The sequence below is a fragment of the Arthrobacter sp. TB 23 genome (genome assembly GCF_000294595.1).
Lineage (GTDB): Bacteria > Actinomycetota > Actinomycetes > Actinomycetales > Micrococcaceae > Arthrobacter_D.
The window spans coordinates 23,332-44,436 of the sequence record NZ_ALPM01000024.1; the positions used below are offsets into that span (position 1 = coordinate 23,332).

Annotated in this window: 15 protein-coding genes; 12 read left to right on the forward strand and 3 right to left on the reverse strand. The window is 62.5% G+C overall.

Annotated features, from left to right (window positions below; genetic code table 11):
- Window positions 1-99: 99 nt before the first annotated feature.
- The 7 genes from mtrA (at window position 100) to secA (ending at window position 10,191) form a co-directional block, all read left to right on the forward strand.
- Window positions 100-777 carry an MtrAB system response regulator MtrA gene (gene mtrA, locus B384_RS0103240; RefSeq protein WP_019481712.1) on the forward strand — a complete coding sequence of 226 codons (678 nt, stop codon included), beginning with the start codon at window positions 100-102 and terminating at the stop codon, window positions 775-777.
- A gap of 43 nt (window positions 778-820) precedes the next feature.
- Window positions 821-2,494, forward strand: a complete 1,674-nt coding sequence (gene mtrB, locus B384_RS0103245; protein WP_019481713.1) for an MtrAB system histidine kinase MtrB — start codon at window positions 821-823, stop codon at window positions 2,492-2,494.
- On the forward strand, window positions 2,484-4,220 hold the full coding sequence (locus B384_RS0103250) for an LpqB family beta-propeller domain-containing protein (RefSeq protein ID WP_019481714.1): 1,737 nt from the start codon (window positions 2,484-2,486) through the stop codon (window positions 4,218-4,220). The genes mtrB and B384_RS0103250 overlap by 11 nt, the downstream gene beginning before the upstream one ends.
- A 364-nt stretch (window positions 4,221-4,584) precedes the next feature.
- A complete protein-coding gene (locus tag B384_RS17575; RefSeq protein ID WP_019481715.1) occupies window positions 4,585-5,205 on the forward strand; it encodes a ComF family protein in 621 nt (206 codons plus the stop codon).
- A 167-nt stretch (window positions 5,206-5,372) separates the two neighbouring features.
- Window positions 5,373-6,107: a ribosome hibernation-promoting factor, HPF/YfiA family gene (hpf, locus tag B384_RS0103260; RefSeq protein WP_019481716.1), complete on the forward strand. Its 735-nt coding sequence runs from the start codon at window positions 5,373-5,375 to the stop codon at window positions 6,105-6,107.
- Between the two features lie 35 nt (window positions 6,108-6,142).
- Window positions 6,143-7,354: a winged helix-turn-helix domain-containing protein gene (locus tag B384_RS0103265; protein WP_026040934.1), complete on the forward strand. Its 1,212-nt coding sequence runs from the start codon at window positions 6,143-6,145 to the stop codon at window positions 7,352-7,354.
- A 95-nt stretch (window positions 7,355-7,449) separates the two neighbouring features.
- A complete protein-coding gene (secA, locus tag B384_RS0103270; protein ID WP_019481718.1) occupies window positions 7,450-10,191 on the forward strand; it encodes a preprotein translocase subunit SecA in 2,742 nt (913 codons plus the stop codon).
- A gap of 3 nt (window positions 10,192-10,194) precedes the next feature.
- Here secA and B384_RS17580 read toward each other — a convergent pair whose 3' ends face one another.
- Together B384_RS17580 and B384_RS20895 are read right to left on the reverse strand one after the other, a co-directional pair.
- Window positions 10,195-10,671 (reverse strand): Rv3235 family protein, encoded by a 477-nt coding sequence (locus B384_RS17580; RefSeq protein ID WP_019481719.1) that lies wholly within the window; start codon window positions 10,669-10,671, stop codon window positions 10,195-10,197.
- A 16-nt stretch (window positions 10,672-10,687) separates the two neighbouring features.
- Window positions 10,688-11,422 carry a LysM peptidoglycan-binding domain-containing protein gene (locus B384_RS20895; RefSeq protein WP_019481720.1) on the reverse strand — a complete coding sequence of 245 codons (735 nt, stop codon included), beginning with the start codon at window positions 11,420-11,422 and terminating at the stop codon, window positions 10,688-10,690.
- Between the two features lie 154 nt (window positions 11,423-11,576).
- On the opposite strand from B384_RS20895, the gene B384_RS0103285 reads away from it, so the two are divergent.
- Window positions 11,577-12,128: a hypothetical protein gene (locus tag B384_RS0103285; protein WP_019481721.1), complete on the forward strand. Its 552-nt coding sequence runs from the start codon at window positions 11,577-11,579 to the stop codon at window positions 12,126-12,128.
- A 5-nt stretch (window positions 12,129-12,133) separates the two neighbouring features.
- Here B384_RS0103285 and B384_RS0103290 read toward each other — a convergent pair whose 3' ends face one another.
- Window positions 12,134-12,373, reverse strand: coding sequence for a helix-turn-helix domain-containing protein (locus B384_RS0103290; RefSeq protein WP_024476745.1), 240 nt, complete (start codon window positions 12,371-12,373; stop codon window positions 12,134-12,136).
- 225 nt (window positions 12,374-12,598) lie between these two features.
- Between B384_RS0103290 and B384_RS0103295 the strand changes: the two genes are divergently transcribed.
- From B384_RS0103295 to B384_RS0103310, 4 genes are read left to right on the forward strand one after another with little or no spacing between them, the layout of a single operon-like run.
- Window positions 12,599-13,258: a hypothetical protein gene (locus tag B384_RS0103295; protein WP_019481723.1), complete on the forward strand. Its 660-nt coding sequence runs from the start codon at window positions 12,599-12,601 to the stop codon at window positions 13,256-13,258.
- Complete coding sequence (locus B384_RS17585) at window positions 13,255-14,628, forward strand: AAA family ATPase (RefSeq protein ID WP_019481724.1); 1,374 nt, start codon at window positions 13,255-13,257, stop codon at window positions 14,626-14,628. The genes B384_RS0103295 and B384_RS17585 overlap by 4 nt, the downstream gene beginning before the upstream one ends.
- A 24-nt stretch (window positions 14,629-14,652) precedes the next feature.
- The gene (locus B384_RS0103305) at window positions 14,653-19,497 is read left to right on the forward strand and encodes an NAD-glutamate dehydrogenase (RefSeq protein ID WP_019481725.1); all 4,845 of its coding nucleotides are present in this window, start codon (window positions 14,653-14,655) and stop codon (window positions 19,495-19,497) included.
- Window positions 19,498-19,510: 13 nt separating this feature from the next.
- A complete protein-coding gene (locus B384_RS0103310) occupies window positions 19,511-20,986 on the forward strand; it encodes a sensor histidine kinase (protein WP_019481726.1) in 1,476 nt (491 codons plus the stop codon).
- Window positions 20,987-21,105: the final 119 nt, after the last annotated feature.

Sequence of the window (21,105 nt, forward strand, 5' to 3'; positions counted from 1 at the left end):
AGTTACCGGGAGGGATTTCCGGGAACCTGCCCGGCGCTGGGGCGCGCGGAGCGATTGCGCTAGTACGACATTGCCGTGGCAATGGGAGACTATGGAGATATGAAGGCACGCATTCTGGTCGTTGACGACGACGAAGCACTGGCCGAGATGATCGGCATCGTACTACGCAACGACGGATTTGATCCCGTGTTCTGCGCTGACGGTTCTCAGGCCCTGGATATCTTCAGGAGCTCCAAACCCGACCTGGTGTTGCTTGATCTGATGCTGCCAGGGATGGACGGAATCGAAGTCTGTCGCCAGATCCGCAACGAATCCGACCTCCCCATCGTCATGCTGACTGCGAAGTCGGACACCTCCGACATCGTGCGAGGTCTGGAATCCGGCGCCGACGACTATGTGCCGAAGCCGTTCAAGCCTGCGGAACTGGTGGCACGGGTGCGAGCGCGGCTGCGCCCCGGTGACCAGAAGGCTCCCGAGACTCTCCGCATCGGTGAGGTCACCATCGACGTCGCCGGGCACTCGGTGGTCCGCGCCGGTGACCGGATTTCCCTGACCCCCCTGGAATTCGATTTGTTGGTTGCGCTGGCACGCAAACCCTGGCAGGTCTTTACCCGGGAGTTGCTGCTTGAGCAGGTCTGGGGCTACCGGCACGCGGCGGATACCCGACTGGTCAATGTGCATGTGCAACGGTTGAGGTCGAAAATTGAACGGGACCCGGAAGCGCCAGAGATTGTGTTGACGGTCCGGGGCGTGGGATACAAGGCAGGACAGGGGTAAGTTGGACCGCGCTGCAGCTAGCGTTCGGAACAGGCTGGGTGACGTGGCGTCGCATGCCTGGTCCTGGATCCGGACAGTGCTTTCGCGGACCGCCCGGCAGTGGCGACGGTCGCTGCAGTTCCGCACTGTCGTCTCCACCCTGCTTCTCACCGCGGTAGCCTTCGCTGCCGTCGGCGCCTTCCTGTCCAACCAGATTGCGACCGGGTTGTACGAGGAACGATTCGAACAGTTCCGCGCCGAGTCCAGCAACGGGCTCAGCGAGGTCGCAGCAATTTTCAGCAGCGCCTCGACCACCGACAGCGAATCGACCCTCCGATTGGTGCAGGACACCCTGCCAAGCCTCGAGGGTGGCGGCGCCGATGCACCCAGGCGGTTCATCCTCGCCATAGTGCCCGATCAGACCACCGATATCTACGTTGCCCCGTTCGGGAGCGACAACCTGACCGAGTCGAGCGCCATCCCGGCGGCCATGGCCAACGCGGTGAGGTCGGGCGATGACCAATACTGGTCCGCCACGTCGATCGAGTCGACTTCAGGGGAGAGGGTGCCGGGGCTGGCGTTCGGCACCAAGGTGACCCTGCCGCCAGGGCAGACCGAATATGCGCTTTACCTGATCTACGACCTGTCCTCGATGCAGGCCACCCTTGACTACATTCACGGGGTGATCTGGATTGCTGGCATCGTCCTGTTGCTGATCATTGGGGCGATCGCCTGGTTCGTGACCCGGAGCCTGGTCGGGCCAGTCAGCCATGCTGCAGTGGTGTCCGAAAAGCTGGCGGCCGGCGAATTGCAGGAACGGATGGATGTGAAGGGCGAGGACGAGGTGGCGCGGCTTGGTGCGTCGTTCAACCATATGGCGGAGAGCCTTCAGGATCAGATCACCCAGCTCGCGCAACTGTCGCAGATGCAGCAACGCTTCGTTTCGGACGTCTCCCACGAACTTCGTACCCCGTTGACCACGGTGCGGATGGCCGCCGAGGTGCTCCACGACGCGCGCGCCAATTTCGACCCGGTCAACCGCCGATCCGCCGAAATCCTGTACAACCAGGTGGAACGATTCCAGGCGCTGCTCGCCGATCTACTGGAAATCTCGCGGTTCGATGCCGGCGCCGCGGTGCTTGAAGCGGAATCCGTCGACATTTTCCAGGTGGTTCGGCACGTGATTGACGGCGCCCAGCCGTTAGCGGATGCGTGCGGCTCCGAGCTGAGCATTATCTCCCGCGAAACCGAATGCCTGGTCGAAGTGGATCCCCGCAGGATTGACCGGATTCTCAGGAATCTTGTGGTGAACGCGCTGGAGCATGGCGATGGGAAGCCTGTCTCGATCTATATTGCCTCGAATCCGGACGCCGTCGCCGTCGCAGTTCGTGACTACGGCATCGGCATGACTCCGCTTGAAGCGTCCCGGGTGTTCGATCGGTTTTGGCGGGCCGACCCGGCCCGGGCCCGAACCACCGGCGGGAGCGGCCTTGGATTGTCAATTGCCACCGAGGATGCCCATCTCCACGGAGCCTGGCTGCAGGCCTGGGGCTCCCCGGGTAAGGGCGCCTGTTTTCGGCTGACGCTTCCCAAGCTCAGGGAGTCCGTTCTCAAGGTCTCACCGTTGCCGCTGCCGCCAAGGATGGGCGGGCTGCCCGACCGTCCGTCGGTCGGAACATCCCCGGACTCGCTGCCGCAGCTAACCACACTGCCAAAGGAGTCCCACGATGCCCGCTAACAGGCGTCCGCTGAGCCGGTCACTGGCCCTTTTACTGTTGCCGATCGTGCTGGTGGTCAGCGGCTGCTCGTCCATACCTACCTCTGGTCCAGTGGGAGTCATCACCGCTGACACCGGGTCCGACACCACTGACCCACTGATTTTCAATCCACCCGGCCCCCGGCAGGATGCTGATCCGGAATCCCTCCTGAACTCCTTCGTGGACGCCGGCACGGGTGCCGCCGGCGACTACGAGATCGCACGGGACTACCTCACCGACGAGTTCGCCGCCCAATGGCGGCCAGAAGAGCGCATCATCATCTACGGAGCTGACCCGCAGATTTCTGCGTCACCGACTGACGGTGTCTACCAGATCCAGCTCGAAGTCGAGGGGACCATCAACGCCGAAGGTATCCGTACGGGGGCTCCTGCTACCACCACTGAAAGCCTCACCGCGAAGCTCGAGCAAAATGCCGACGGGCAGTGGCGTATCACCTCGATCCCCAACGGCATCATGATTTCTTCGAGCCAGGCTGAGCTGTTGCTTGAAACATACAGCCTGTACTTCTACAGCAGTTCCTTCGAACATTGGGTGCCCGACGTCAGGTGGTTCGTAAACCGGGCAGCCATTGCCACGAATATTGTGGAGGCGATGCTTGACGGTCCGGCTCCATACTTGCAGGGGTCGGTGACCAGCGCGTTCCCGGAAAGTACCACCCTCGGCGTCGAATCGGTGCCCATCGTGTCGGGGACGGCAACCGTCGAGTTGTCCCCCGATGTGCTGCAGGAAACCAGTGACCTGATCCGACAACAGATGCAGCAGCAACTCCGGGAGAACCTGGCCGGGTTGAACACGGTCAATTCGGTGCAGATGACTGTCGAAGGGCAGCCGGTGTACCTTGGCGACGAGGGCAATGTCCCCCACCCGAACCTGGTAATCCCAGTCGGCGATCCGGCTGTCGGCAACAAACAGATTGTCGTCTCCGGCAACGAGCTATTCCTGTACCAGACGGAAGAGACGGTTCCCATTGAAGGCGTCCCATCGGTGGCGGCACTGGATCCCCAGGACCCGGCAATGACCCTGTCCGGGGCGGACTTTGCGTTCCTCAACGGAAACCGGACACGGCTTTACACCACCGGGCAGGATCAGGAAATCATCACCGCTGCGACCGGACGAAGGCTGACTTCTCCCAGTTTCGACCCGAACAACTGGGTTTGGACGGCCAGCACCGGGCCCGAAGGCCTGGGATCGACGGTTACCGCGGTTCCTCCCGGCGGGTTGCAGGACAGCGCGGTGTCGGTGACGGCCCCCTGGCTAGCTGATTCAGTGGTGCTGGAACTCAGGGTGTCGAGGGATGGGTCCCGGGCCCTGGTCGTGACCGAGCAGGAGGGGTTAAGCCGCGTTTTCCTTGCCGGGATCGTGCGCAGCAACGACCGCACCCCGCAGAGTCTTGGTACTCCGCGGGAGCTTTTCGCCAGCGGTCCGGTCAATACCGCGAAGTGGGTCAACGAGGACACCGTCATCGTCGCCGAGGCCTCCGCAGAGGAAGAGGTGACCCCTGAATTTCTTGGTCTTGACGGGACTGTTGATGCGCTGTCGTCCCTTGAGGGCATTCTGCACATCAGTGCGGGCACCGGGCCGACGGCCATCTTCGCCGGCACCTCGGAGGGGGTCCGGAACCGGGTTGGGGATACCTGGTCGAACGAGCCGGTGGAAGGTGTCCAGGATCCGGCGTTCCCGGGCTGAGCTCTGCACATCACTTGCCCGATCTGCCCAGGCTCGGCGACTGATTTTGTCCACACTCGGCTACGAAGGCGACGTCGGGGACTGGCCGAGGTGGCAAAGTCAGGGCATGAACGGATTCCGATCCGCGCCGCTGTGGAGGGGCGTCGCCGGCCGCCTCGATGCGGTCCGGATGAGGCCGGACGTGCAGGGCTTTACCGGTGCCATCGTGGGCTTCTGGTCGCTCCTGTTCCCTACCGAGTGTGCTGTATGCGGGCGCCTCTTGATCCCACTTTGCCCCGAGTGTCTTACCGCAATCCGCAAAGCGACGGTCCGCCCCCTCAGGGTTGAACGAGGTGCGCCCGCCTTGCCTCAGATACCGGGGCGTATGGAGTCAGCCACAGGTTTCGGTGACCCACTGCCGGTCACAGCAGGAGGCCATTACCGGTCCGCACTCGCGCGGTTGGTGCTTGCCTACAAAAACCATCACCGCACCGATGTGGGCAGACCCCTGCAAACGGCGCTCGCTGGAGCGCTGCACTCGGCCGTGGAGGGGCTCCGCCATGGCGGTGAAACGGCACAGATTCTTCTGGTGCCGGTGCCTGCAAAAGGAGCGTCGCTGCGCCGCCGCGGGTACGATCCTCTCGGCCTGCTCCTTGACGGGCTGGTTCGAAGAGGTGAGCTGCCCGCAGGCTGCCGGCCCGCCAGGTTGGTGGGGTACCGGGGCATAACCGTCCGACTGGGGTCAGCGCTCGCTGGCCGAGGTGGGCAGCAGCAGCAAAAGGGTCTCGGATCGGCCCAGCGACGCGCCAATGTCCGCCTCACCATGACCCTGCGGCGGGGCCAGCATCTGGTCCCCGGGGCGGTGTGCCTGGTGGTTGATGATGTGCTGACCACCGGGGCGACGATTGCCGAAGTGACGCGGGTTCTGCGGTTGGCCGGAGCGGAGGTGGCCGGGGCGGTAGTGGTTGCCGCCACCGAGCCGCCGTCGCGTGCCGAAGGAATGTAACGAACAAAATTTGCGGAAAAAAACAACCGCCGAAGGATGAATATCAGGGGTGGGTGAACTAACGTGAGGTATGGGTATCTCGAGGACAATTAGATATCCGTCGACAGCGGCTGGAAGCACGACTCCCCGGCCGCTGTTGTGTCACCTAAGGGATTTTGGAGGACACCATGGAGTTTTTGATCAGTGGTCGAAATCTGTCAGTTTCGGACCGTTTTCGTGAGTACGCCGAGGACAAGATCGACAAGATCGAGCAGCTTGGCGACAAGGTGCAGCGGCTAGAGGCGAAAGTTACCAAGGAGCCCAGCGCCCGTAATGCGGATAGCGCGCTCACCGTCGAACTTACCGTCCTGGCGAAGGGCCCCGTGATCCGGGCCGAGGCATCAGCAGCCGACAAATTTGCAGCCTTCGACCTTGCCTACAGCAAACTGCTGGAGAGACTACGCCGTGCCAGAGACCGGCGGAAGGTCCACCACGGCCGCCATACCCCCATGGCCGTTCGTGAAGCCACAGCTGATCTTGAACCCGCCAGCACCACAGCCCCTTTGTACCTCGAAGTGCAGTCCACCCAGGCCCCGCAGGAAGCCCAGGACAGCGTCGTCGACAGCTACGAGATCGAGAATGACATCCCGGCCGGCGACTCGCCGGTACTGATCCGCCGGAAGGTCTTCTCCGGCACTCCAATGACACTCGAGGATGCAGTCGACAACATGGAACTGGTGGGGCATGACTTCTACCTCTTCGTCGACTCGGCAACCGGTGCACCCTCAGTTGCCTACCGCCGGCAGGGCTGGACCTACGGCGTCATCACCCTCGACGCTCGGTGCGCTGAGGGAACTGAAGATCCGCGCGAGGAACTCCTTGCCTACCGGGCACGGGAAGCGGCGGCCTCGGCGTCGGCCTGAGCCGGCAGGGGAGAGGACCCCAGTAAGGTCAAAGGGTGACCACAGTCCTCTCCCTGTCCCAAGCCCGACGCATCGCGCTTGAGGCACAGGGACTGGCACGGGTAAGGCCCGTCGGCCCCGCTACGGCGAGGCAGGTGGGCCTTGCCTTTGCCCGGCTGCAGCTGCTGCAGATCGATTCGGTCAATGTCCTCATTCGCAGTCACTACCTTCCCCTGTTTGCCCGGCTGGGTCAGTACGACCGCGACCAGCTCGATCGGCTAGCCAGCACACACCCCCGCCGGATGGTTGAATACTGGGCGCACGAAGCCAGCTTCATCAGACCCACGCTCTTTCCCTACCTTCGTCCGTTGCAGGAGCGCCGGTGGGTTGGGGCTCATTCAGTGCCCGAGGGGCTGAGGGAATCGCTTCGTTCCCGCATTCGCGACGTCCTCGCAGTCAGCAGTCCTCTAACCGCTCCACAACTGCAACAACGGTTGGGACATATTGAGACTCGGGCCACGGACCAGTGGGGCTGGAACTGGAATTCGGTGAAACGGGTCCTGGAGGACATGTTCGAACGGGGTCAGGTTTCTTCGGCCGGGCGTAGCGCGTCATTCGAGCGCAAATATGCACTTACGGAGCGGGTCTTCCCGGACCCCGGCGCGGCGTTGGCAATCGTCCACCCAACCGAGGCCCACCTCCACCTGACCGAGCTATCGGCCCGCGCGCTCGGGGTCGGGACGTTGAAATGTTTTGCCGACTATTTCCGGCTCCCGCTGAAACCGACAGCGGGTGCCATCGAATCGTTGATTACCAGTGGAATCCTCAAGCCCGTCACCATCACAGGGTGGAACAGGCCAGCCTTCCGCCATGTGAACTCGGTATTGCCACGGAAAGCCGAGGGAAGGGCGTTGCTCAGCCCCTTCGATTCGATGGTGTTCGAACGCCGGAGACTCTCGGAACTGTTCGGATTCCATTACCGGATTGAGATCTACACTCCCGCTTCCGCGCGACGATACGGCTACTACGTGTTGCCGTTCCTATTACGTGAAGCGATGGTAGCGCGGGTGGATCTCAAGGCCGACCGGGCTGCGGGAAAGCTTCTGGTGCGCGGCAGCCATAGCGAGTCCGGCGCGCCAGCAGATACCGTCGTCGAACTGGCGGCCGAGCTACGGCTCATGGCCACCTGGCTTGGGCTCGATGACGTAGTCGTCGAGCCCAATGGTGATCTGGCCGAGGCCCTGAAACTGGCAGTTTCCCACGAATAGCACGCTCTGGCGGCACCAGTTCGACAGGATAAGTCGTCTCTCCCGTAGACTGAACAGGCCAGATTTCGGCGCACCTAGATTGGGAGCAAATACCAGTGCCATCACTTCTTGAACGAGTCCTCCGCACCGGCGATAAGAAGACACTGAAGAAACTCCGAAATTATGCTGACGCCATTAACGTCCTGGAGGACGAGTTTCGCGAGATGAGCGACGACGACCTCCGGGGGGAGGCCGACAAGCTCAAGCAGCGTTATGCCGACGGTGAGACACTCGACGCGCTACTGCCCGAAGCGTTCGCGGCCGTCCGTGAGGCATCGGCGCGCACGCTGAAGCTGCGGCAGTTCGACGTACAGCTGATGGGCGGTGCGGCCCTGCACCTGGGCAATATCGCCGAGATGAAGACCGGTGAAGGTAAGACGCTGGTCGCCGTGGCCCCCGCCTTCCTGAACGCGCTCACTGGCAAGGGCGTTCACATTGTCACCACCAACGACTATCTCGCCGAGTACCAGTCCGAGCTGATGGGACGTGTCTTCCGGTTCCTCGGGATGACCAGCGGTTGCATCCTTTCCAAGCAGGATCCCGCGACCCGCCGCGAGCAGTACAACGCCGACGTCACTTACGGCACGAACAACGAATTCGGGTTCGACTATCTGCGCGACAACATGGCGTGGAGTGCATCCGAACTGGTGCAGCGCGGCCACAACTTCGCCATCGTCGATGAGGTTGACTCAATCCTGATCGATGAGGCGCGTACCCCGCTGATCATTTCGGGACAGGCCTCCGGGGACGTCAACAGGTGGTACACCGAGTTCTCCAAGGTGGTCAAGAAGCTCACCAAGGACACCGATTATGAGGTCGATGAGAAGAAGCGCACGGTCGGAGTGCTCGAAGACGGTATCGAAAAGGTCGAGGACTACCTCGGAATCCAGAACCTCTACGAATCGGCCAACACCCCGCTGATCGGGTTCCTGAACAACGCCATTAAAGCCAAGGAGTTGTTCAAGAAGGACAAGGACTATGTGGTCCTCAACGGTGAGGTCATGATCGTCGACGAGCATACCGGCCGTATTCTCGCGGGGCGGCGCTATAACGAGGGCATGCACCAGGCCATCGAGGCCAAGGAGGGTGTGGAGATCAAAGCCGAGAATCAGACCCTCGCCACGGTCACCCTGCAGAACTATTTCCGGCTTTACGAAAAACTCTCGGGGATGACCGGTACAGCCGAAACTGAGGCCGCCGAGTTCATGGCCACGTACAAGCTTGGGGTCGTGCCCATCCCCACCAATCGTCCCATGGTGCGTGCCGACCTGTCGGACCTGATCTACAAGAATGAGATTGCCAAGTTTGACGCCGTCGTCAAGGACATCGTCGAACGCCATGAGACTGGTCAGCCGGTCCTGGTGGGCACCACGAGCGTGGAGAAAAGCGAGTATCTTTCGAAGCAGCTCGCGAAAGCTGGCATCCGGCACGAGGTGCTGAACGCCAAGAACCACTCGCGTGAAGCCTCGATTGTGGCCCAGGCCGGCCGTAAGGGAGCCGTCACGGTGGCGACGAACATGGCCGGTCGTGGCACCGACATCATGCTCGGCGGCAACGCCGAGTTCAACGCCATCGCCGAACTGGAGAAGCGGGGGCTGAGCCCGGCGGAAAACCCCGACGAGTATGAGAACCAGTGGCCCGACGCGCTGATCGCCGCTCGGGACTCGGTCGAGGCAGAGCACAACGAGGTCCGGGAACTAGGTGGCCTGTATGTGCTCGGCACGGAGCGCCACGAGTCGCGTCGTATCGACAACCAGCTCCGCGGTCGCTCCGGACGCCAGGGCGATCCCGGGCGGTCGCGTTTCTACCTGTCGCTGACCGATGACCTGATGCGGCTGTTCAACTCCGGTGCAGCCGAACGAATCATGAATTCGTCAACCATGCCCGACGACGTCGCCCTGGAGTCCAAACTGGTCTCCAAAGCAATCGAGAGCGCTCAGGGACAGGTGGAGGGACGGAACGCCGAGCAGCGCAAGAACGTCCTGAAGTACGACGACGTCCTCAACCGTCAGCGCGAAGCCATCTACGGGGACCGGCGCCGCATCCTCGAGGGCGGTGACCTGCATGAAAAGGTCAGTTTCTTCCTGGAAGACGTCGTGACAGCGATGGTTGACGAAGCAACAGCCCAGGGACACGGCGATGACTGGGACTACGAGCAGCTGTGGACCAACCTCCGTACGCTCTACCCGATCAGCCTCACCATTGACGAGGTACTTGACGAAGCTGGCGGCCCGTCCAAGGTCACCCGGGATTTTCTTCACGCCGAAATTCTGTCGGACGCGAAGGTCGCCTACCAGGCCCGCGAAGAGGCCCTCGGGGAGCAGACCATGCGCGAACTGGAACGCCGGGTGGTCCTTTCGGTCATCGGTCGGAAATGGCAGGAACACCTGTATGAGATGGACTACCTCAAGGAAGGCATCGGACTGCGGGCGATGGCCCAGCGCGATCCGCTGGTCGAGTACCAGCGTGAAGGGTTCATCCTGTTCCAGGCGATGATGGAAGCGATCCGGGAGGAAAGCATCGGTTTCCTGTTCAACCTGGACGTTGAGGTAGCTGCTCCCGCGCCCACCGGGCTCCCAGGAGTGGCTGATGGTCGGGGCCTGGTGCAGGGCCCAACCATCAAAGCAGCCGGCCTCGACGCCCCGGAAAGGCCAGCAACCCTGAACTTCTCGGCGCCGAACGCGCAGGGCGAGGTCGAAACGCGGGTGGAGCGGCGCTCCGGTACGGCGAAGACGGCCGAAGCCAATGGCGGTAACCGGGCCGAAGCCCGTGCGGCTTCGAAGCGCAAAAAGAAGTAGCACCTAGCCGATCTCGAGGGCAGTCACCCTCCAGTGCCCGCGTCGTCGCTCCAGTCTGAGAGCGACGGCGCGGGCTCTGTGGTTTTCACAGGCAACCGCGGACGCTTCGTAGACGGTTTCAGTGATGCGACAGATCCGCACGGAGCGCACCGAAACATTCCGGTGCAGCAGATGGTCGGGGCGCCCAGTGGATGCGCCCCGGTTGAGGCTACGGACCAGATTGGCGCGAAGTTGGAGACGTTCGTAGCTGGGCGGATCCAGCCATTCGGCCAGCTGCTGCAGTGGCCGGGAGCCACCGAGGACTTCGAGGGATGCCTGCACCACTGAACGGGTGATGCGTTGTACCTGGGTTGCTGCAGCGAGCTCCTCAATGGTTGGTGTGGGGGCAGAGACCTGGCGATCGGGACCGGATCCGGTGAGTGAACCGGAGGTCGGGTCGGGGGCCAGGGGAGGACGGACTAGTTGGGTCTGGGTTAACATGATGCTCCTGGCGTGGCTACCGCGCGGTGGGAGGGACCCGGAGCAACTGGCCGGGAATGAGTAGATGGGGATCGTCGCCGATCACTCCACGATTCTCGAGATGCCATCGCGGCCAAGCGTCGGCAATCTCGACATCTGTGGCGAACGGTCCGAGGTGGGCCGCAGCGATAGTCCACAGCGAATCACCGGTGCGAACGGTGATCACCGGAAGGCCGGAATCCGTGCCCGCTGGTGCTGCGGCCCGAGTCTGGCCCCGCAGCAACGGGAGGCCGTCGACGGGTGCCGGGAGAGGTTTCCACTGTGGTCTGACGGTGGGCGGTTCATCCCGCCGCGGCTCCGCACCGGATGTAAGTACCGAATCGCCAGGGGCAGACACGATCGGCGCAGTGAGTAGGCGACCTGGAAGTTCTCCGCCCAGCGCCGCTGGTACTCCGCTGAGAACGTGCAGACCCACCATGGCGGCGGCAAGCCTTCGCATGAAGCCAGGGGTGAAAAGCCCAGCCACTTTTGCAGCTTTCCGGAAGCCCGCTCCTATCAGCAGCTCACTCAAAAGGGCGAGAGCCAGCGTGACGACCCACCACCCAACCACCAGCACCCCAGCGCTGGCCGCTGCCAGGCCGAGCAGCCCTTCAATTCGCTGGTACCCGGTGAGCGGTCCGGCGTTGGCGAGAATCACTTGACCGCACGCGTAAAGCCCCACCCCCAGCAGCGGGATGCTCGCTGCAACAGCTTTTTCGCTGAAAGTTTTCACCTTTTCTCCTGAACGCTGGGCTACCGTCAGTAGGTTGTTTGTTGTTGTTTGATGCTGTTTAGTCTCATTTAAATCTGTATAGGTAGTTTGTACACCTTAATGTTGTTCGGTGTCTATCCTTGACCCGGCTTGCAGGGAGTCCTAGGCTGGCCCGGTGCGGTGGGAATCCTTGTTCCAGGACCTTGAGGCCCAGTTCGCTGCGGCCCGCTTGATCGCCGTGGAGGGCGAAATTACCGAGCGGTCTCGACTGGAATTTGCGGCTCTTACGGCGATGGACCGCCTCCGGGGACAGCAGGGTGTCACCCTGCGAATTCGGACTCCCAGCGGAGCCTTGTTCAGTGGCATCGTCCGGCAGGTCGGATCTGAATGGCTAGTATTGGCGACCGGATCCGGCGCCGCGATGATTCCAGCCATCGCGCTGAGTACCGTCGAGGGTATGGGGAGACAGGCCGTCGCCGAGCCCTCCGTGGTGGCTACGAGGCTGGGATTAGGCTCTGTCTACCGGGCCTTCGCCAGGGACCGAACCCTGCTCACGCTGCAGCTTGCTATTGGTGGGGTTCGGTTAGACGGCACTATTGACCGGGTGGGGAAGGACTTCCTTGAGCTCGCAACGGTGCCGCTCGGGGAACAGCGGCGCAAGGGCAGCGTCGCAGGTGTGGTCCTGATTCCGTTCAGTAACGTGGAGGCGGTGCTGTCCCGCCCCTGATAGCACTAGTGAGTGCTATCTTCCCGGGCGTGGCCGAAAGAGCTCTCCCGTACCGCGGCGGCCGACTTTTGATAGGCGCGGGCGATGAATTCTTCGAGGATGTGAGACTCCACCCGCCACTGACCGCGGCCACCGATCTGGATGGCCGGTAGCTCCCCGGACCGGACCAGGGCGTACGTCTGAGACGACGAAATGTTCAGCACCTCACCAACATCAGCGAGGGTTAGGAACCTCTTCTCGGCCACGTCTTCCGCCTTTCGTCCCACGTTTCGCAGAACCTTTGCACCTTCGATACCGCTGACTTCCAATCTTGCCATCACCGCCCGCGATTTCACCGGATTATCCACAGTTTGGAAGCATTTGGCTCCAAAGGATTTATTTTGCGGCAGTCGTCCACGAGAATTGCTGGATCAGGTCAAAAATATCCGGGGGCTGGACGGTTGGGCGGCCGGAGTCTGTAGGAGGCCATCGTGAGCCTATTGGCAGTTACCCCGGAACGAGATGAGCCCCCGGTCCGGTTGAGGAAGCCGTCGTGGAAGGATCCGCGGCTCCTGGTAGGCGTCCTGCTTGTGCTGGCGTCCATCGCCGCTGTTACCGCCGTGGTGGGCAGCGCCGATCAAACCACCGGCGTCTACGCGGCCCGCGCGGATATACCAGTGGGTGCGGTGGTAACTTCCGCCGACCTGACAGTTGTTGCGGTGCGGTTGGATGATCTCCAGCTGGCCTATCTCGGGGTCGATGAGGGGATCCCCGAAGATGCAGTTGCCACCCACTTGCTGCGGGCGGGTGAGTTGGTGCCGCGGGCCGCCCTGGGCGCCGCCGATGAGCTGGACCGCAAACCAGTGGGCCTGACCATTGACGATCCGCTGCCGGCCGGAACCGCCACCGGGTCACGGGTCGATGTCTGGGTGTCGCTTGAGGGGGAGGGGGGCACCTGGGAACCCCCTACCCAGTTACTGGAAGCTGCTGAAATCTCGGAGTTGACGGTGTCCGAGTCAGCGCTCGGCGGGGGAACCGGATCAACCCTGGTTCATGTTCTCGTAGGCGACGAGACACTGCCCGAGCTGCTGGCCGCACTGCTGAACGAGGCGCGAATTGCCATCGTTCTCAACCCTGGCGGCTCGCCGTGAATCTTCCCGTGGTTACTGGCGGGAGCGCTGCCCGTGAGTGTGTCACCGGGTTGGAGAACCTGCGGGGCCCGGTCACGGTGGTCCGTTGGTGCAATAACCTCGCGGAGGTCATCGCGGTATGCCAGACCGGGCTTGCGCGCGCAGTCATCCTGTCGGCGGACGCCGGGGAGCTGACCTCTTCTCTGATCGATCGGTTCGATAACGCAGACGTCGTCGTCGTCGCCCTGGCTGACGACGACGACAGCCGGAGCCGCCTCGAAGCGCTGGGCATTCGCCACACAACAAGCGATGTTGCTGCCGTCACCCTCGCATCAATAATTGAAGCAGCCGTGGAGGCTGCCGGTGATCAGCAGCGTGGCTCCCGCAGCCTGCAGGCCGGTGGGATCTCCTACACCGATCCCACGCCTGCGCTCGATTCCGACGTCGATCCCGAGGGCTCCCCCACGGCGGAGGTGACGGCTACCGGCTCCGGGGAGATTTTCGCGGTCTGGGGGCCGGCGGGGTCGCCCGGCCGCACCACGGTGGCAGTGAATCTTGCGGCCGAGCTCGCGGCTGACGGACGGTCGGTGTTGCTGATCGATGCGGATACCTATGGAGCCAGCGTTGCTGCATCCCTGGGCCTCCTCGACGAATCTGCAGGAATTGCGCAGGCCTGCCGGCTCGCGGATCAGGGGTCGCTTGACCGGGCAGGGCTACGCCGGGCCATCACGGTGGTAGCAGTGCGGGGCTCTCGGCTTGGCGTCCTGACGGGCGTTACCCGGGCCGACCGCTGGACCGAACTGCGGCCGGCGGCGCTGGCCCGGGTGCTTGAGCTCGCTCGCGAAGTTGCCGATGTGACGGTTATCGATTGCGGGTTCTGCCTTGAAACTGATGAGGAGTTGAGTTTCGACACCGTCGCACCCCGCCGGAATGCGGCCACGCTCTGTTGCCTGGAAACGGCCGACACGATCTTCGCCGTGGGCGCGGCGGACGCCGTCGGGCTGCCACGCCTGGTCCGTGCGCTCGCGGACCTGACAGCTTCCGTGCCGGGAACTGTCCCACGGGTGGTCCTGAACAAGGTTCGGGCGGCCGCCGTCGGCCGGGGACCGGAGCGTCAGCTCCGCGAAGCCTGGGACCGGTTTGGTCCAGCTCAGCAGGTGGAAGCCTTCCTGCCAGCGGACTTCACCACCGTCGACGCCGCGCTTCTGGGAGGTTCAGTATTGCTGGAATCTGCACCCCGATCACCCTTACGCGAGGGGATCGCAGCGCTTGCCGGTGTACCGATTGAACAACTGCGGCGCTGGCCATTTGGAGCAGGCCACAACGAAGTGAAGTTTTCCCGCAACGGCGTTAGGCTCATGGGTAACGGGCCGCAACGGAGCGGCTTTTAATATTCGTTTTATGGAGGCGTTTTCATGTCGTCTGGATCCAGCATGACGGACCAGCCAAGTTCCGACACTTCTACCGGAGAGTTCATCAGTCACTACTATGAACATCTCGCTGAAGAGGACGCCAAGGCACACACAGCTGAAGCGCTCAAAGAGCGCGCCCTGCGACACCGTGGCCTCGCCGAAAACCGCCAGGTTGGTGAAGCGGCGGTAGACATCTTTGACCAGTCCGACGCCAGCGTCATCATGATCGTGACCGATGACATGCCGTTCCTGGTTGACTCGGTGGCCGCCGAGCTGGTGCGCCATCAGGTGGCCATCCGGCTCGTCATGCACCCCACCTTCATCGCCACCCGGGACCGGGCAAGTGCGGCGCTGCACAAATTGCAGCGGGTACCGTCCTCGGCAGGCGTGTCCAGCGGTGATACAGCAGCTCTGCCCAACGTCTCACACTTGATCGCCGACGGCGACGTTGCAGCCCACATCGAGTCATGGATCGCCGTCGAAGTAGGCCGGATCCTCGACGACAACCGTCGCCAGAAAATCATTGCCGGGCTGACCAACGTTCTCGGCGATGTACGCGCAGCGGTAGAAGACTGGCCCGCCATGCGCAGCAAGGTCCGCGAGATCGCCGCGTCCCTCGACTCTGTTCCAGGTGGCGCCGACATCCCCGACCTTGACCAGGCCCGGGAGTTGCTTACCTGGCTGGATGCCGGAAACTTCACCTTCCTGGGGTTCAAGGAATATGACCTCCTGACCGACGACGACGGCCAGGACGTTCTGCGGATCGCAGACGGGAACGGCCTGGGGCTGTTGAGGCACCCCGTCGGCGGACGTCAGGTCCAGCAACTCACCAGCGCCGGCAAAGCCAAGGCCAGGGAGAAGCGAGCCCTGGTCATCACCAAGGCGAACTCCCGCTCGACGGTCCACCGTGCCGCCTACCTCGACTACATTGGCGTCAAACGATTCGATGCGCAGGGGAACGTCAACGGCGAACGCCGGTTCATCGGACTCTTCGCGACCAGTGCGTACACCGGCTCGGTGCGCGGCGTGCCGATTGTGCGTGACAAAGTCAATGCTGTCCTGTTGCAGTGCGGCTTCCCACCCGACTCGCATTCAGGCAAGGATCTCCTGTCCATTCTCGAGACCTACCCGCGCGACGAGCTTTTCCAGATCGAGGTCCAGGACCTGATCACGACGGCGATGGGGATCCTGAAGCTCCAGGAACGTCGCCGTACACGGCTCTTTCTGCGACCAGACATTTACGGCCGATTCATGTCGGCACTGGTCTTCCTGCCACGTGACCGGTACACCACCGGGGTGCGCCTGCGGATTGAGCAGGAACTGCGACAGACTTTCAAAGCCGAATCCATCGACTACGAGGCGCGGATCAGCGAATCTGCCCTTGCGCGGCTGTTCTTCCGTATCAGGCTGCCGCGGGGCGTTGAGGTTGCACCGGTGGAACCGGCAGCGCTTGAGCAACGGCTGGTGGGTGCTGCCCGGTCCTGGTCCGAAGGTATCGATGAGGTGGTCCGTGGACGGTTCGACCGGCGGACTGCCGAGGACGTCTCGGGTTTGTGGGCTGAAGCTTTTCCGGCCAGCTACCGGGTCGACTACGAGGTGGAGGACGCCCTTCAGGACATCGAACGTTTTGAACGGTGCGAGAAGAACTCCCCAGCCGCGCCGGTGATGCACGTGTATGTCCCCGAGGGAGCAGGCGAACGACTGGAGGAGGACGCCCGACTAAAGCTCTACCTGACGGAGCCCAAAAGCCTGAGTCAGATCCTTCCGTTCCTCCATAACCTCGGACTCGAGGTGCTGGATGAACGCCCCTTCGAGGTTGAGCGCTCCGACGGCAAGGAATTCTTCCTGTATGACCTGGGCCTGAAGTACCCGGCGGGCATTGATCCTGTTCGCACCGGCCGGCTGCTCGAGGAATCGTTCGCCGCAGCTGTGGCTGGGTCTTCCGAGTCTGACCCGTTCGACCGGCTGGTCCTTCGCGAAAACCTCCACTGGCGCCAGGTGGTGATCCTGCGCAGCTATGCCAAGTACATGCGGCAGATGGGCAACACCAACTCCTACGGTTTTGTCGCGGACACCCTGCTCGCCAACGCAGCGGTCAGCCGCGCACTGGTGATGCTCTTCGAAGCCCGGTTCGACCCCGACCTCAGCGAAGCCGAACGGGAGTCACTCACCGACAGTGCGCGGGCCACCCTGGAGTCCGGGCTGGAACAGGTTCCCACGCTCGACGCCGACCGGGTCCTGCGCACCTTCGGAAACCTGATCGGCGCAACCCTGAGAACCAATTACTTCCAGGACAAGCGCCACGTCAGTTTCAAGTTCGACACCTCGGCCATCGACGGGGCGCCCCACCCGCGGCCCAAGTTCGAAATCTGGGTGTACTCACCGCAGGTCGAAGGAGTCCATCTGCGGTTCGGCAAGGTCGCCCGCGGAGGGTTGCGCTGGTCTGACCGTCGCGAGGATTTCCGGACCGAGGTGCTCGGTCTGGTGAAGGCGCAGACGGTCAAGAACGCGGTGATCGTTCCGACTGGCGCCAAGGGTGGTTTCTTCGCGAAGCAGCTTCCCAATCCTGCGGTGGATCGTGCTGCCTGGCTGGCTGAAGGACAGGCAAGCTACCGCACTTTCATCCGGGCATTGCTCGATATCACCGATAACCTGGTGACAGGCGACGACGGCGAAACCGTCGTCCCTCCGCCCCGCGTGGTGAGGCATGACAGCGACGACAGCTACCTGGTGGTGGCAGCTGATAAGGGCACAGCCGCGTTCTCCGATATCGCCAACGAGCTATCGGCCGAATATGGTTTCTGGTTAGGGGACGCCTTCGCCTCAGGCGGGTCGGTCGGCTACGACCACAAGCAGATGGGCATCACGGCCCGCGGCGCGTGGGAATCGGTAAAACGGCACTTCAGCGAGTTCGGCGTCGACACCCAGGCCGAAGAGTTTACGGTGGTGGGCGTCGGCGACATGAGCGGTGACGTCTTCGGTAATGGCATGCTGCTGTCCGAGCACATTCGGCTCGTTGCGGCGTTTGACCACCGGCACATCTTCCTCGACCCGACCCCAGACGCGGCAGCATCATTCGCCGAGCGGAGTCGGCTGTTTGACCTCCCACGGTCAAGCTGGGAGGACTACGACGCGGCACTGATCAGCGAGGGCGGTGGGATCTACCCACGGCAATCCAAGACTGTGCCCATCTCGGCCCAGGTCCGTGCGGCTCTTGGGCTGGATGAGTCAGTAACCACGCTGAGCCCGCCAGAGCTGCTCCGTGCCATCCTCTGTGCGCCGGTGGATCTCCTGTACAACGGCGGCATTGGCACATACGTCAAGGCATCCAGCGAAACCCATGCAGAAGTCGGGGACAAGGCAAACGACGCGATCCGCGTCAATGGCAACCAGTTGCGTGCCCGGGTTGTGGGTGAGGGCGGAAACCTTGGGATGACCCAGTTGGGGCGCATCGAGGCTGCACTGGCTGGTGTGGTGCTCAACACCGACGCGATCGATAACTCGGCAGGCGTAGATTGCTCGGACCATGAGGTCAACATCAAGATCTTCGTTGACCGGATGGTCCGGACTGGTGCGCTACCCGCGGCGGAACGCGCTGAATTCCTGCACTCGATGACTGACGAGGTAGGACGGCTGGTCCTGAAAGACAACATCGACCAGAACGTTCTGCTCCTGAACGATCGGCAGCGTGTTCTGGAATGGAGCCCCAGCTTTGAACGCCTCATGGATTGGCTGGAGACGAACGCGGACCTGAACCGGGAACTTGAAGCGCTGCCCACCACGCAGGAACTGCGGACCCGCGTGGAGAGCGGACAGGGGCTTACCTCACCCGAGCTGTCGGTGCTGGCAGCCTACGTCAAGATTGAACTGACCAAGGCCCTCACCAATAGCGATCTGGCCGACGACCCGTGGTTCGGCAGCACTCTCAGGGAGTACTTCCCCAAACAGCTGGCAGAGCGCTTCGACAGCCAGCTCGATACTCACCCGCTGCGGCGCGAGATTATCTCGACGGTGATCGCCAACGACATGATCAACCTGGGCGGTATCACGTTCGCTTTCCGGGTGATGGAGGAGACCTCGGTGTCGGGGCCGGTGATTGCCCGGGCGTTCGTTGCGCTGCGCGAAATCTACGACCTCGATGCTTTGGTGGACGCGCTGGGCGAACTTCCGGCGAGTTTCCCGACCGAACGATGGTCAGCCGTGCATCTGGACATGCGTCGGCTACTCGACCGGGCCGTCAGGTGGTTCGTCAACAATGTCGGGCAGGGCACGTCAGTGGCCGACGACATCGAGACATTCAAGCCGCTGATGGACCCGCTGCGTACCCATCTTGTTGACTACGTGCGTGGGAGGGACAAGGAGCGGGTCAACGAGTGGTTTGCCCGCGCAGAAGAGTGGGGTTTGCCGGACGATATTGCCCGGCACTGGGCCGAACAGTTCGAGTCTTTCGGTCTGCTCGATGTCGCCCTGATCACCCAGCAAATCGACGAACCAGTCGAACGCATTGCGCAGGTCTACTACGCCGTCTACGACAGGTTTGCTGTCGACAACCTGTTGGAGCGGATTACCACCCTTCCGCGCAGGGACAGGTGGCAGGCACTGGCCAGGGCAGCATTACGGGACGATCTGTACTCGGCGATTGCCGATATGACCGTCTCGGTGATGAAGGCTTCGTCGACCATGGAGGGGGCAGAAGCAGGGGATCGGCTCGTCGCCTGGGAACAGCAGAACGCCGAAATGCTTGAGCGCGCCCGTCACATGTTCGCCGAGATCAACCGCCTCGAACGCGACGACATGGCGTCGCTGTCGGTTGCGCTCCGGTTGCTCCGGTCGATCGTCCGACGGTAGGGCCGGAAAGCTCGTGGCAATATTCACTGATCCAATCCGTGAGTACGCGCACTTCGGACCAGGCGATGCGGAATGGTTGCATCTTCTGGTCGGGGATTGGCAGATGGTTGCTGATCTCGCCTTCGCCGACCTTGCGCTCTGGTTTCCCCTGGACGACGGTGGGTACGTAGCGTTGGCCCATGTAAGGCCGTCCACCTCCCACACCGTCTTTCACACGGACTTCGTGGGGGAGCGGATCCGGGCCGACCTGCTTCCGCTGGTCGACAAAGCGTGGATGAGCCAAAAGATGGAACGGTCCGGGGATACGAACTGGACCACCGAAATGGCTATGCGGGTCGAAGCGGTACCGATGGTGCGGAACGGTCGGACCCTCGCGGTGGTCACCACACATATGGACCTCTCCAGTTCCCGAATGCCGTCGCGGCTTGAACTGACTTACCGCCAATGCGCTCACGATCTCCTCCGGATGGGTACGCTCGGACTGTGGCCGGATTTCGCAACCCCCACCGGTTCCCGGCGCGGGGCCCCACGCGTTGGCGATGGTTTGATTCGGCTGGACGTCGAAGGAGTTATTCAGTATGCGAGCCCGAACGGCGTCTCGGCATTCAGGAGGCTCGGCGATGTTGAGACACTGGAAGGCAGGTCTTTAGCGGAGATAGTCACCTCGCTTCTCACCGACCGGCGCATGGTCGATGAAACCCTCCCGCTGGTGGTTACTGGCAGGATGCCCTGGCGGACGGAAATCGAATCACGTGGTGTGAGCCTGTCGCTGCGGGCCATTCCCCTGCGCGACGAGAAGGACCGGTTCGGCGCTTTGGTGCTGTGTCGGGATGTCTCTGAGCTGCGCCGCAGGGAAATGGAGTTGGTTTCCAAAGACGCCACCATCCGGGAAATCCACCACCGGGTGAAGAACAACCTGCAGACCGTTGCCGCATTGCTGCGGATGCAATCCCGGCGCATGGTGAGCGACGAAGCCAAGCAGGGGCTGGAGCAGGCGATGCGCCGGGTAGGGACTATCGCCCTGGTGCACGAGACCCTTTCGCAGGGACTATCCCAGAGCGTCGACTTCGACGAGCTGATCGCACGGCAATTCCGGCTGTCGGCTGAAGTAGCGTCCCCCGCCCACGTAGTGCGTACCGAACGCGCCGGGTCATTCGGCGAACTGCCCAGTGATTTCGCCACGCCGTTGGCCCTGGTGATCAATGAACTGGTCACCAATGCGGTGGAGCATGGGCTCGCGGAACGAACCGGTACGGTGTGGCTTCTCGCCAATCGACGGACGGGCAGCGACGGCGACGAAATCCTGAACGTCACGGTCGCCGACGACGGGATCGGCCTGCCCTACGAAAACCACAAGGAGGGCCTTGGCCTTCAAATCGTCAGGACCTTGGTCACCAGCGAGTTGGATGGCACCATCGAGTGGGCGCCACGGGAGGGCGGCGGGACAGCCGTGTCTATTGAGCTGGGATTGCATGACAACCGCTCATGACAGCAGTCGCTCATAGCAGCAGTCAGTCCATCACAGCATTGATTCTCCACAGCGGTGATTCTCCACAGCATTGATTTTCCACAGCATTAGGTAATAGGAACGGATCGCCACCCCGGGGG